13 protein-coding genes and 1 tRNA gene are annotated in these 12,549 nt (G+C 69.6%); 3 read left to right on the top strand and 11 right to left on the bottom strand.

Going from position 1 to position 12,549, the window contains the following annotated elements:
* Positions 1-65 precede the first annotated feature (65 nt).
* The 3 genes from nusG to AB0K12_RS00900 form a co-directional block, all read right to left on the bottom strand.
* The gene (gene nusG, locus AB0K12_RS00910) at positions 66-830 is read right to left on the bottom strand and encodes a transcription termination/antitermination protein NusG (protein ID WP_355429710.1); all 765 of its coding nucleotides are present in this window, start codon (positions 828-830) and stop codon (positions 66-68) included.
* Positions 831-898: 68 nt separating this feature from the next.
* Positions 899-1,144, bottom strand: a complete 246-nt coding sequence (gene secE / locus AB0K12_RS00905) for a preprotein translocase subunit SecE (RefSeq protein ID WP_187415017.1) — start codon at positions 1,142-1,144, stop codon at positions 899-901.
* Between the two features lie 77 nt (positions 1,145-1,221).
* Positions 1,222-1,294, bottom strand: a tRNA-Trp gene (locus tag AB0K12_RS00900).
* A gap of 168 nt (positions 1,295-1,462) precedes the next feature.
* Between AB0K12_RS00900 and AB0K12_RS00895 the strand changes: the two genes are divergently transcribed.
* Complete coding sequence (locus AB0K12_RS00895; RefSeq protein ID WP_364554711.1) at positions 1,463-2,671, top strand: pyridoxal phosphate-dependent aminotransferase; 1,209 nt, start codon at positions 1,463-1,465, stop codon at positions 2,669-2,671.
* A 12-nt stretch (positions 2,672-2,683) separates the two neighbouring features.
* Here the strand turns inward: AB0K12_RS00895 and AB0K12_RS00890 are convergent, their stop codons facing one another.
* Together AB0K12_RS00890 and AB0K12_RS00885 are read right to left on the bottom strand one after the other, a co-directional pair.
* The gene (locus tag AB0K12_RS00890) at positions 2,684-3,199 is read right to left on the bottom strand and encodes a hypothetical protein (protein WP_364554709.1); all 516 of its coding nucleotides are present in this window, start codon (positions 3,197-3,199) and stop codon (positions 2,684-2,686) included.
* Positions 3,200-3,239: 40 nt separating this feature from the next.
* Positions 3,240-3,863: a hypothetical protein gene (locus tag AB0K12_RS00885; protein WP_364554707.1), complete on the bottom strand. Its 624-nt coding sequence runs from the start codon at positions 3,861-3,863 to the stop codon at positions 3,240-3,242.
* Between the two features lie 174 nt (positions 3,864-4,037).
* Here AB0K12_RS00885 and AB0K12_RS00880 point away from each other — a divergent pair, with 174 nt between their 5' ends.
* On the top strand, positions 4,038-5,060 hold the full coding sequence (locus AB0K12_RS00880; RefSeq protein WP_364554705.1) for an adenosine deaminase: 1,023 nt from the start codon (positions 4,038-4,040) through the stop codon (positions 5,058-5,060).
* Here AB0K12_RS00880 and AB0K12_RS00875 read toward each other — a convergent pair.
* Both AB0K12_RS00875 and AB0K12_RS00870 read right to left on the bottom strand, forming a co-directional pair.
* Positions 5,049-5,861, bottom strand: a complete 813-nt coding sequence (locus AB0K12_RS00875) for a hypothetical protein (RefSeq protein WP_364554703.1) — start codon at positions 5,859-5,861, stop codon at positions 5,049-5,051. The genes AB0K12_RS00880 and AB0K12_RS00875 overlap by 12 nt on opposite strands.
* Positions 5,848-6,387, bottom strand: a complete 540-nt coding sequence (locus tag AB0K12_RS00870) for an RNA polymerase sigma factor (RefSeq protein ID WP_364554701.1) — start codon at positions 6,385-6,387, stop codon at positions 5,848-5,850. Before AB0K12_RS00870 ends, AB0K12_RS00875 begins: the two co-directional genes overlap by 14 nt.
* 148 nt (positions 6,388-6,535) lie before the next feature.
* Between AB0K12_RS00870 and AB0K12_RS00865 the strand changes: the two genes are divergently transcribed.
* The gene (locus tag AB0K12_RS00865) at positions 6,536-7,255 is read left to right on the top strand and encodes a methyltransferase domain-containing protein (protein ID WP_364554700.1); all 720 of its coding nucleotides are present in this window, start codon (positions 6,536-6,538) and stop codon (positions 7,253-7,255) included.
* 48 nt (positions 7,256-7,303) lie between these two features.
* Here the strand turns inward: AB0K12_RS00865 and AB0K12_RS00860 are convergent, their stop codons facing one another.
* From AB0K12_RS00860 to AB0K12_RS00845, 4 genes are all read right to left on the bottom strand, one after another.
* Positions 7,304-8,209, bottom strand: a complete 906-nt coding sequence (locus AB0K12_RS00860) for a carbohydrate ABC transporter permease (RefSeq protein WP_364554698.1) — start codon at positions 8,207-8,209, stop codon at positions 7,304-7,306.
* Positions 8,188-9,072: a sugar ABC transporter permease gene (locus tag AB0K12_RS00855; protein WP_364554696.1), complete on the bottom strand. Its 885-nt coding sequence runs from the start codon at positions 9,070-9,072 to the stop codon at positions 8,188-8,190. Before AB0K12_RS00855 ends, AB0K12_RS00860 begins: the two co-directional genes overlap by 22 nt.
* A 60-nt stretch (positions 9,073-9,132) precedes the next feature.
* Entirely contained in the window at positions 9,133-10,407 is a 1,275-nt protein-coding gene (locus tag AB0K12_RS00850; protein WP_364554694.1) for an extracellular solute-binding protein, read from the bottom strand.
* Between the two features lie 204 nt (positions 10,408-10,611).
* Entirely contained in the window at positions 10,612-12,483 is a 1,872-nt protein-coding gene (locus tag AB0K12_RS00845) for an acyl-CoA dehydrogenase family protein (RefSeq protein ID WP_364554693.1), read from the bottom strand.
* Positions 12,484-12,549: the final 66 nt, after the last annotated feature.

Here is a 12,549-nt window from a genome sequence, read left to right as displayed (position 1 = left end):
TGACATGTCGGCGGCCGCCCTTCGCGAGAGGCGGCCGGCCGAACGTCTAAGTGTATGTGATCGTCTCAGATCTTCGAGACCTGGTTGAACGAGAGCTCCACCGGAGTCTCGCGACCGAAGATCGACACGAGCACCTTGAGCTTCTGCGACTCGGGGCTGATCTCGCTCACCGAGGCGGGCAGCGTGGCGAACGGGCCGTCCATGACGGTGACGGACTCGCCGATCTCGAACTCGACCGTGGGACCCGCGGCGGCCTTGGTGGTGGCCTTCTTGGTCTCTTCTGTCGGCTCGGGCGCCAGCAGCTTGGCGACCTCGTCGAGGCTGAGCGGGCTCGGCTTGTTGGACAGGCCGACGAAGCCGGTGACGCCCGGGGTGTTGCGCACGGCGGCCCAGGACTCGTCGGTCAGCTCCATGCGCACCAGGACGTAGCCGGGCAGCACGCGCTCCTTGACCGGGACCTTCTTGCCGCTCTTGAACTCCTGGACGGTGTGCGTGGGCACCTCGACCTGGTAGATGTAGTCCTCCATGTTGAGCGACACGTTGCGGCTCTCGATGTTGGACTTCACCCGGTTCTCGTAACCGGCGTAGGAGTGGATGACGTACCACTCGCCGGGCAGGCCGCGCAGCGAGTCCTTGAACTCCTCGACGGGGTCGACGTCGGGAAGAACCGAACCGTCCTCGACGGCGGCGGCCTCTTCTTCGCCCGCCTCGTCGCTCTCCTCGACCTCGGCCTCCTCGGAAGCCGCCGCAGCGGACTCCTCGGTGGCCTCTTCCAGCTCGTCGCCCCACTCGTCGCGGGACTCGTCCGCCGGAACTGAAGACTCGGACACGGTGACTCTTCCTCTTTCGTGGTATCGAATGGCGACTCCGTCAGGCGATCACCCCTCGAAGTCTTCGGTCAGGATCCGCCGAAGACGCGGAGGACCGCCCATCCCAGGGCACTGTCGAGCCCGTACACGATCGCGACCATGATCAGAACGAATATCAGAACGACCGTGGTATAGGTGATGAGATCCTTGCGTGTCGGCCAGATGACCTTACGAAGCTCGTTGACGACCTGCCGATAGAAGAGGGCAGGAGAAGTGCGTGTCTTCTTCTCGCCACTAGGCTTGTCTGCGGTCTCGCCGCGCGTGTCGATCGCCACAGTCCTCACCTGATCAGTCGTATCCAACGCAGTTTTGCGGCGCGCTTACACGCCAATTATTGCGCGGACCGCACTCGCAGGGCACGAGGGACTCGAACCCCCAACCGCCGGTTTTGGAGACCGGTGCGCTACCAATTGCGCCAGTGCCCTATGTCGTAGACCAGACTACCCTGATCGACTCACTGCCTGGACCGAACCGCTCGCCGACATGCGGCGGAAGGACCAGGCGAAAGCATACGGGTCATTGCCCGTCACGTCGAACCAAAACCTGATCGCCCAGGTCACGCCCGCGTGGGCACCGCGTGGGAGCATGGACGCATGTCCACGCGACCCCGCATCTCCGCGAGAATTTCCGCGATTTCCGAGTCCGCCACGCTCGCCGTAGACGCCAAGGCGAAGGCGATGAAGGCGGCCGGGCGTCCCGTCATCGGTTTCGGCGCGGGCGAGCCCGACTTCCCGACGCCCGATTACATCGTCGAGGCCGCCGTGCGGGCGGCCCGCGAGCCGCGCTTCCACAAGTACACGCCGGCCGGCGGCCTGCCCGAGCTGAAGAAGGCGATCGCCGAGAAGACCCGCCGCGACTCCGGCTACGCCGTCGAGCCGGCGCAGGTGCTGGTGACCAACGGCGGCAAGCAGGCGGTGTACGAGGCGTTCGCGACGCTGCTCGACCCGGGCGACGAGGTGCTGGTCGTCGCTCCTTACTGGACGACCTACCCCGAGGCGATCAAGCTGGCGGGCGGCGTGCAGGTCGACGTCGTGACCGACGAGTCGACCGGTTACCTCGCGAGCGTCGAGCAGCTGGAGTCGGCGCGCACCGAGCGGACGAAGGTGCTGCTGTTCGTCTCGCCGTCCAACCCGACGGGCGCGGTCTACTCGCGCGAGCAGACGGTCGCGATCGGGCGCTGGGCGGCCGAGCACGGGCTGTGGGTGGTCACGGACGAGATCTACGAGCACCTCGTGTACGGCGACGCCGAGTCCACCAGCATCGCCACGGCCGTCCCCGAGCTGGGCGACCGGGTCGTGATCCTCAACGGCGTGGCCAAGACGTACGCGATGACGGGCTGGCGGGTCGGCTGGCTGATCGGGCCGTCCGACGTGGTGAAGGCGGCCACCAATCTGCAGTCCCACGCGACCTCGAACGTCTCCAACGTGGCGCAGATGGCGGCGCTCGCGGCGGTTTCCGGTGATCTGTCGACGGTGGCGGAGATGCGGGCGGCCTTCGACCGGCGGCGGCAGACCATGGTCAGGATGCTGAACGAGATCCCGGGCGTGTTGTGCCCGGAACCTAAGGGTGCGTTCTACGCATATCCCTCGGTCAAGGAGTTGATCGGCAAGGAGCTGCGCGGGCGGCGGCCGCGGTCGTCGAGCGACCTGGCCGAGCTGATCCTGGAGGAGGCCGAGGTGGCGGTGGTGCCGGGTGAGGCGTTCGGCACGCCGGGCTACTTCCGGCTGTCGTACGCGCTGGGCGACTCCGACCTCGTCGAGGGCGTCAGCCGGCTGGCCAAGCTGCTGTCCGAGGCCCGCTGAGCCACCCGCGGGTCAGCCGGCCGTGATGTCGGCGGCGATCGGCTTGATCTCGCTGCCGAGGCCGGGCGTGGCGCCGATGTAGACGGCGGTGCCCGGCCTCTCCAGCCACATGAAGCAGCGCACGCCCGTACGCGTGGTCCAGCGCAGCGCGGGCTTGCCGCCGTACAGGGTGAGCGTGGCCTTGCCGACGAGCGTGACGAACTGCTCGGCCGTGCGCGGGCCGCAGACCACGCCGACGTAGAGGCGTTCGTCGTTGTCGCTCCAGACGCGGCCGCGCACCTTCAGCGGGCGGCGCAGCGACTCCAGGCGGGTGAACGAGCCCGCCGGGCTGAGCCCGGACAGCGCGGACGGCAGCCGCACGCCGGGGCCGTCACAGGAGAGCACGGTGCCGTCCGCGTGGGTGACGAGCGGCTCGGGCGCGGGCGAGGTGGCCGGCGGGGAGGCCGGCGGGGTGGCCACCGGGTGCGTCGTGCCGCCGCCGCACGCCGTGAGCGCGAACATGAGGAGCACCGCCGCCGGCCGCCGCATCGACCCCCCTTGACGTGAGTGGTTACCGGGGAAAAGGCTCCTAGTCTCCTACAGGAGCCCTGACGGAGGCGGCAAGAGCGAGGAGCTCGCCGCCGAGCGAGTCGCTGACCCGGATCGACATCGCCGTGCCGGGGCGTTCGAGCCAGGCGATCAGCCGGCCGCCCGCCGGATGCCTGCCGGCCACGGCGGGCCTGCCGCGCACGGTGGTGGCGCGGGCGTCACGCACCTTGATCCGGCTCAGGAAGCGGGCCAAGTCCGCTGCCACCGTACCGCGTGTCACCTGGGCTTCGACGAATCCGCCGGCCGCGGACGCGAACCTCGCGCCGGTGCCGTCGCCGCCGGTGCGTACGAGGCCGCCCGGCAGGTACGTGAGCCAGAACCCGTCGGCGACGACCGCGACCGTCTCCGCCGGCCCCGGCACCGCGACCGAGCCCGCGGCGGGCGGCTGGACCGGCGCCGGGGCGGGGGCGGGCAGGGGCTCGGGAGCGCGGATCGCGGCGCGCGGGAGGCGGCCGAAGCCCGAGGAGAAGATCGCGTAGATGATCAGGGCGGTCGCCGTGAAGGAGACCACGGCGAGCGTCCCCCGGCCGCCCGGCCCCAGGCCGTGCCACGACGGCGGCGCGCCGAGCCCCCGTCCGTCGAGGGCGGTGCCACGTCGATCCACCGGCCGAGCCCGCAGCCGAGCTTCCGGCCGCGCTCCCACCTGAGCCCTTGATCGAACCCCCAACAGCCGCGCTTCCGCCCCGGCTTTCGATCGAGTCCCCAACCGCGCCCCCCGTCGGACCCCTGACCGGGCCTCTTTCCTCCCCCACACCCGCACCGGTGGCAAGATATGTCAATGCCACGGCCTCTGCACGCGCTTCCCAAGGCCCATCTTCACCTGCATTTCACCGGTTCGATGCGGCATTCCACGCTGATCGAGCTGGCCAGGGAGCAAGGGCTGCATCTGCCCGACGCGCTGGAGCAGGACTGGCCGCCCAAGCTGCGGGCCACCGACGAGCGGGGCTGGTTCAGGTTCCAGCGGCTCTACGACATCGCCAGATCCGTGCTGACCAAGCCCGCGTACGTCTACCGCCTGCTGCGCGAGACCGCCGAGGACGAGGTGGCGGCCGGGTCGCGGTGGCTGGAGATCCAGGTGGACCCGTCGGGTTACGCGCAGCGCTTCGGCGGCCTGACGGCCACGCTCGAGCTGATGCTGGACGCGGTGGAGCAGGCGTCGGCGCACGCGGGCATCGGCATGGCGGTGGTCGTGGCGGCCAACCGCACCCGCCACCCGCTCGACGCCAACACGCTGGCCCGCCTGGCCACCCAATACGCGGACAGGAACGTCGTCGGCTTCGGCCTGTCCAACGACGAGCGGCGCGGGCAGGCGCGGGAGTTCGAGCGGGCGTTCCGCATCGCCAAGCGGGGCGGGCTGCTGTCGGTGCCGCACGGCGGCGAGCTGATGGGGCCGCGCAGCGTCGCGCAGTGCGTGGACGACCTGGGCGCCGACCGGGTGGGCCACGGCGTGCGCGCGGCTGAGGACGACTGGCTGATGCAGCGGCTGGCCGACCGGCAGATCTGCTGCGAGATCTGCCCCACCTCGAACGTGGGCCTGGGGGTCGCCGAGCAGCCGGCCGACGTGCCGCTGCGCCGGTTGTTCGACGCGGGGGTGCCGATCGCGCTGGGCGCCGACGACCCGCTGCTGTTCGGCACGCGGCTGCTGCGCCAGTACGAGCTGGCCAGGGAGGTCTACGGGTTCTCCGACGCGGAGGTGGCCGAGCTGGCCCGCCAGTCCGTACGGTCCTCATCCGCCCCCGAGTCCGTACGCAAGGAGCTGCTCAAGGGCGTGGACGACTGGCTGGCCGGCTCACCCGAGTGATTCCGCGACCCTGACCGCCTCCTCCTTGCTCTTCAGCCCTTCGAGCCTGAGGTTGAGCGTGCCGTGCTGCCAGATCAGGGTGGGCCCGGCCTGGCGCAGGGGCACCTCGGTGCCGTCCTGGCGCCTGATGTAACCGAGCGGGTGGTCGCCCTTGATCCACCACGCCGTACGGCCGCCGACCTCGGTGAAGTCGGGGTAGGGCGGGCCGAGCTGCTTGAACAGGTACGGGTCCAGGGTGCCGTCGAACTGGTCGAGCCTGATGCCGTCCGGCCAGAACATCGACACGACCCGCCCGCCGTCGGAGACCGTGGTGCGCTGCGGAGGGCCGAGCGCGGCCGGGGTCCTGGCCGTGCGCGGCACTTCGGTGGGCGCGACCGAGCGCTCGCCCGGCAGGGGCGCCGTGGTGGTGACGGGCGGCGGCGTGGAGTCGCCGACGCGCAGCTCGATCCCGGCGAACCTGAGGATCCGCACCACCGCGGCCCGGCCTTGAGGGGTGGCCGCGACGAGCGCGGCGACGGCGACGACCGCGGCGGTCGCGACCTTCCACCGCGCCACCCGCCTGCGCCGCCGCTGCGGCACATGCGGCGGGTCGGGCCTTTCCTCCGCCTCCCGAGTGCCGCCCGCCTCGGATGTGCCGGGGGGCGTGTCCGGTGCGGGTGCCGGCGTGAGGCGGGTGCGGACGGCGGCGGCGACGTCGGCCGGAGGCGGGGCAGGGGTGTCGAGGAGGTCGCCGAGCGCCCGCAGTTCCGCCTCGATCGCCTCGTACTCCTCGTAGTCCTTGTCAGGCTCACGCGAGCTCATCGCCCACCTCCTCCCTCAGCTGGGCCAGCCCCCGATGGGTGCTGGACTTGACGGTGCCGACGGGCCAGTCGAGCACCTGCGCGGTCTCGGCCTCGCTCAGCTGTAAGAAGTACCGGCAGACGACGGCCTGGCGTTCCCGTTCGGGCAGGGCGCGGACGGCGGCGAGCAGCCGGGAGCGGCGGTCGGTGGCGACGGCGGCGCCCTCGGGGTCGTCGGGCGCGCGGGTGGCGGCGGTGGCGGACAGCCGGAGCGCCAGGTCGGTCCTACGGCCGCGCGAGCGGGTCAGGTTGTGGGTCTCGTTGGCGACGATGCGCAGCAGCCAGGGCTTGAACGGCGCGTCGCGGCGGAACGAGGCGAGGTGGCGGAAGGCCTTGACGAACGCCTCCTGCACGACGTCCTCCGCCTCGTCACCGGCGCCGAGCATGGCGGCGGTGCGGTGGGCGAGCGTGCTGTAGCGGGCGACCAGCACCTCATAGGCGGCCAGGTCTCCCTTGAGCGAACGGGCGATCGCCTCGTCGTCGTCCATGCCGACTCGGATTCCACCGCATCATCAGCCGTCTGGGAAGGGAGTTTCGCTGATCGTGTCATCCTGGTGACCGGCGTGGGCATTAGACTCTGGCAATCCATGTGCCCCTCGAAGGAACGGGATTATGTCTTCTGGGTATGACCGTGTAGTGCAACCGGCGGCCGGTGACGAGGCCCTGGAGAACCACCTGGGTGGGGACGAGGCCAGAAACTACCGGCAGTACGAGTTCGACATGGTCGCCCCGCACGTCGGGCGTTCGATGCTGGAGATCGGCTCGGGCCTGGGGCACTTCGCCGAGCAGTTCCTGCCGCGCCTCGACCGGCTCGTGGTCAGCGACTTCGACCCCTATTGCGTCGAGCAGCTGGAGAAGCGGTTCGTCGACCGCGACGACATCAGCGTCCTGCAGTTCGGCCTGCCGACCGACATCCCGCTTGAGGACAAGGTCGACACGGTCGTCATGATGAACGTCCTGGAGCACATCGAGGAGGACGCCGAGGCGCTGCGCTCGCTGGCGCGCGTCACGCTGCCCGGCGGCCGCATCATCATCTGGGTGCCCGGCTACCCGCAGCTCTACGGCGACTTCGACCGCAAGGTCGGTCACGTGCAGCGTTACACCCCGAAGACGCTCGGCGCCACGGTCGCGAAGGCGGGGCTCGACGTCGAGGTGCTCAAGCCGATCAACTTCCTGGGCGGCATCGCCTGGTGGGCGGCGGTGCGGCGGGGCGGCGTCGGCTATCCCGACCCGCGGCTGGTGAAGATCTACGACCGCACGGTGGTGCCGCTGACGCGGCTGATCGAGCGGTTCGTCCGGCCGCCGTTCGGCCAGACGGTGTTCTGCGTCGCGCGGGTGCCCGTACCGAAGAGCTGAGAACATGTCAGGCCGCCCCCTGGGGTGCCCTGGGGCGGCCTGACGGGCTTACTTGATGGAGCCGGCGGTCAGGCCGCCGACCACCTTCCGCTCGATCAGGGCGAACAGGATGATCACCGGGATGGTGGCGATCACCGAGCCGGCGAACAGGTTCTGCCAGTCCACCTGGTACTGCCCGATGAACGAGTTGAGCGCCACGGGAAGCGGCTGGTTCTCGGGGGTCGTGGTCAGGGTGAGCGCGACCACGAACTCGTTCCACGCGGCGATGAACGTGAAGATCAGCGCGGTGATGACGCCGGGCATGGCCAGCGGCAGCGTGATCCTGAACAGCGCGCCGAAGCGGCCGTTGCCGTCGATGAAGGCGGCCTCCTCCAGCTCGCGCGGGATCGAGGAGAAGTACGCGTTCAGGATCCACACCGCGAAGGCGAGGTTGAACCCGCCGTTGACGAGGATCAGCGCCCAGATCGAGTCCACCAGCCCGAACTGGAAGAACTCTCGGTAGATGCCGACCACCATGGCGGTGGGCTGGAACATCTGGGTGATCAGCACGAGGATCAGGAACGCGGTCCGGCCGCGGAAGCGGTGGCGGGCCGAGTAGTACGCGGCGGGCAGCGCGACCAGCAGCACGAGCAGCGTCGAGCCGGCCGCCACCTTGATCGTCACCCACAGGTTGCCGGCCAGGCCGCTGCCCCAGAAGTCGGCGAGGTTGCTCCACACCCATTCCTCGGGCCAGAACGTCACGTCGCGCAGCGACTCCTGGGAGCGCAGCGAGGTCAGCAGCATGACCACGTACGGGAACAGGAAGAGGAGGGCGATGACGTACGCGGCGGCGGCGATGAGGACGGTCTTGAGCCGCGGCATGGCGCTCGCGCCGCGGCCCGTGCGGGCCTGGGGACGCTGCTCGACCGGCGCGGGCATGGTCTTGACGGCCATCACGCCACCTCCTTGTTCCATCGCGACACCTTCAGGAAGATCACGGTGAGCACGATGACCATGCCGAAGTTGACCACGGACATGGCGGCGGACTCGCCGATGTCGGAGCCCTTGAGGATGTACATGAAGATCGTCGAAGTGGCCGTGGAGTAGCCGGGCTGCCCGTGGGTCATGGCCCAGATGATCGGGAAGCTGTTGAAGACGTTCATGACGTTGATCAGCGCGGCCACGGTGAGCGCGGGGCGCAGCAGCGGCAGCGTGATCGACCAGTACGTCCGCAGCCGTCCGGCTCCGTCCATCTTGGCGGCCTCGTACACGTCGGCCGGGATCGTCGCGAGTCCGGCGAGCAGCGCGTACGTCGTGAACGGCACCGACACGAACACCGCGACGAAGATGAGCCACGGCATGGCGGTCGAGGCGTCACCGAGCTGGTCGGCCGCGGCCCCGCCCATCGCGTCGATCAACCCGAGTTTCAGCCGGATCTGGTTGATGACGCCGACCTCGGGGTCGAGCATCCACTTGAAGATGATCGCGGTCATCAGCACCGAGGCGGCCCACGGCGCGATGAGCGCCCAGCGGGCGACCTTGCGCAGCGGGAAGCGCTGGTTGAACAGCTGGGCCAGGGCGAGCGAGACCAGCACGGTGAGCGCGACGACCGCGACCACCCAGATCACGCTGCGGAGCATGATGTCCGCGAAGTCCTTCTCGGCGAAGAGCTTGTCGTAGTTCGCGAACCCGTTGCCGCCGCGCACCACGCCCAGGCGGCTGATCTCGAGGAACGACGACCTGATCATCTCGATCACGGGCCAGAGCACGACCAGGGCGATCAGCACGATGGCGGGCCCGACCCAGGCGAGGGGTTCGAGGGCGCGCAACCTTCTCATCAGACACCTTTCCAGGACGGTACGGCCGGCGATCGCCGGCCGTACCCGGGTCCTGCTGGATCAGCCAGCCGCCGCTTCAGCGGTCTTCTGGAGCTCGCCGAGGACCTTGGCGGGGTCGTCCTTGACGGCGCCGCCGATGGTCTGCTTGATGGCGGGGTTCACCTCGGCCCACTTGGGGTCCTGGAAGGGGTAGAAGCTGGCGTTGGGCAGCGCGTCGAGGAACGGCTTGAGCTTCTCGTCGCCCGACAGCTTCTGGATGCCGCCGTTGGTGACGGGCAGCAGCTTGTAGGTGTCGGAGATCTTCTGGGCGGCGTTGCCGGTGTAGAAGAAGTCGAAGAACTTCTTGATCTCGGCGGCGTGGCCGTTCTTGTTGAACGCCATGATCCAGTCCATGACGCCGAGCGTGGTGTCGAGCGGGCCGGTCTTGCCGGGGATGGGCACGACGCCGTAGTTCTTCAGTCCGGCCGCGTCGAAGATCGGGATGGACATGGGGCCGCCGTTGACCATGCCGACCTTGCCGGCGCCGAAGTCCTCCCAGACCGTCTTGCGGTCCTTGGTGCCGGGGTTGGGGGTGGTCAGGCCGGCGTCGACCAGGCCCTTGAGGTAGGTGAAGGTCTCGACGTTCTGCGGGGAGTTGATCGCCCACTTGCCGGAGGCGTCCTTGTAGCTGCCGCCGTTGCCCAGCATCCACAGGAACGACTCGGCCTGGGCCTCCTCCTGGCCGAGCGGCAGGCCGAACGGCTGCGTCACGCCGGCCGCCTTGAGCTTCTCGGCGGCGGCCTTGAGCTCGTCCCAGGTCTTCGGCGGCTCGGCGATGTTCGCCTTCTCGAACAGGTCCTTGTTGTAGAACAGGGCGCGGGCCGAGGAGACGAACGGGATGCCGTACGCGGTGCCGTCGACCTTGCCGAAGTCGGCGAACTTCTGCAGCATGTCGCCGGAGACGTTCGGCGACAGGACCTCGTCCACCTTGTAGAGCAGGCCGTCCTTGACGAAGCCCGAGTAGTCGCCGGTCTGCAGGATGTCGGGCACCTGGCCGTTCTGCACCATGGTGGCGACCTGCTTGTCGATGTCGTTCCAGTTGATGACCTGGACGTCGACCTTGATGTTCGGGTTGGCCGCCTGGAACTCGTCCACGACGCCCTTCCAGAAGTTCTCACCCGAGTTCGGCTTGCCGGGGCCGTCGCCGTAGTCGGCGGCGACCATCTTCAGCGTGACCTGGCCGTCGCTCGCCTGGGTGTCGCCGCCTCCGCCGCCTGCGTCACCGCCGCCGCAACTGGACAGGACCAGCATCGTGGCAAGGCCGAGAGCGGCGCCGCCCACAAGCTTGATGTTCACTGGAGATACCGCCTTCTCGTCGGACGGGTCGAGCTGGTCCGTACCAGTTCGGCCGACCCAGCCCAGGGGGATGTGACACGCGAGTTCCGGCTTGCCCGCGTTTGCGTCAGCGTAAGCCTGAGCTAAGCGGCCGGTCTATACCGGTCCGTCTCGTTTTTGCAACACCTCACGAAAGGGGCGGTCACATCCGGTCTAGACCGGATGTCAGAGGATCTTCCTCCACACGCTGTCCCCACCCTCCGGTGTGCCGATCCACGGGCCCTCGATCGACGGGTCGAGGATGCCTTCCTCCAGGAACGTGTAGCGGCCGTCGAGCACGTATCCGGCCAGGCGGACGTCCCGGGTGTCGCTGTTGTCCCAGAGCCTGGCGAACAACGCGTCCACCCGGCGCCTGGCCTGGTGGCAGAAGGTGTCGGCCAGCTCGTACGGCCGCCGCCCCAGGTCGCGTGAATCCTCCTCGGCCTTGAGGCAGGCGGCGGTCATGGCGTACAGCTCGGCGCCGATGTCGACGATCCGGCCCAGGAACGACTGCTTGTGCTCCAGGCCGCCCTGCCACCGGGACATGCCGTAGAAGGTGGACCTGGCCAGCTTCCTGCCGGCCCGCTCCACGAAGCGGAGGTGGCCCGCGAGCGGGCCGAAGGCGGCGTACGAGGTGGGCAGGTTGCCCGTCCCCGCGACCAGCGTGGGCAGCCAGGTGGCGTAGAAGCGGCCGGCCCTGCGCAGCGCCTGGGCGCGTTCCTGGCGGCTCGCGTCCGGGTTGACCAGCTCGCCGGCGGCGGTCAGGTGGGCGTCCACGGCCTCGCGGGTGATCGCCAGGCGCATGATCTCGGACGAGCCCTCGAAGATGCGGTTGATGCGGGAGTCGCGCAGCATCTGCTCGGCGGGCACGCCGCGCTCGCCCCGCGCGGCCAGCGACGCGGCCGTCTCGTAGCCGCGCCCGCCGCGCATCTGGACCAGCTCGTCGAGCACCCGGTACGACAGCTCCGAGGCGTACAGCTTGGCCAGCGCCGCCTCGATCCTGATGTCGTTGCGCCGGTCGTCGGCCAGCCGGCCGGTCAGCTCGCAGACGGCCTCCAGCGCGTACGCGGTCGCCGCGATGAAGGCGACCTTGGTGGCGACGGCCTCGTGCCGCCCGACCTCGCGACCCCACTGCACACGCGCGGTGCCCCACTCGCGGGCGATCTTCACGGCCCATTTGGCGTTGCCCGCGCAGGTGGCCGGCAGGGACAGGCGGCCGGTGTTGAGCGTGGTGAGCGCGATCTTGAGCCCTTCGCCCTCCTTGCCGACGCGATTCCTGGCGGGCACTCTGACCTGGGAGAAGACGGTGACGCCGTTCTCGATGCCGCGCAGGCCCATGAACTCGTTGCGTCGCTTGACCGTGATGCCCGGCGTGCCGGCCTCGACGACGAACGCGCTGATCTTCTTGCCGGTCCTGGCCATGACCACTAGCAGGTCGGCGATGACGCCGTTGGTCGTCCACAGCTTGACGCCGTCCAGCACGTACTCGTCGCCGTCGCGGACGGCGGTGGTGGCCAGGCGGGCCGGGTCGGAGCCGACGTCGGGCTCGGTCAGCAGGAACGCGGAGATCTCGCCCGCCGCGCACCTCGGCAGGAACTCGCGCTTCTGCTCCTCGGTGCCGAACAGCTTGAGCGGCTGCGGCACGCCGATCGACTGGTGCGCCGACAGCAGCGTGGCCAGCGCGGGGCAGTAGGAGCCGACGAGCATGAGGGCGCGGCAGTAGTACAGGTACGGCAGGCCGAGCCCGCCGTACTCCTCCTTGATCGTCATGCCGAACGCGCCAAGCCGCGCGAGGCCCTTGACCACGTCGTCGGGCACCTGCGCGGTGCGCTCGATGAGCACCGGGTCGACGTGCGCGTCGAGGAAGCGGCGCAGCGCCCTGACGAAGTCCTCGCCCCGCTTGGCCGCCTCGTCGGGCGGCGTCGGGGCCGGGTGCACCAGGTCCAGCCGGTAGTCGCCGAGGAAGAGCTGCCTGGCGAAGCTGGGGTGCCTCCACTCCTTCTCCCGTGCCTGCTCGCCGACCTCCCGGGACTCCCTGTACTCAGCGTGCTCGGTCATGGCACCTCCGGACGTCGCGCCGTCTTGTGCTCATGGGTACTGCCCGCCGAGACGGCGCCCTGTCGC

The sequence above is a fragment of the Nonomuraea sp. NPDC049419 genome (genome assembly GCF_040676995.1).
GTDB lineage: Bacteria > Actinomycetota > Actinomycetes > Streptosporangiales > Streptosporangiaceae > Nonomuraea > Nonomuraea salmonea.
The sequence above is the reverse complement of the archived record's forward strand: the minus strand, read 5'-3'. Positions and strand labels throughout refer to the sequence as shown.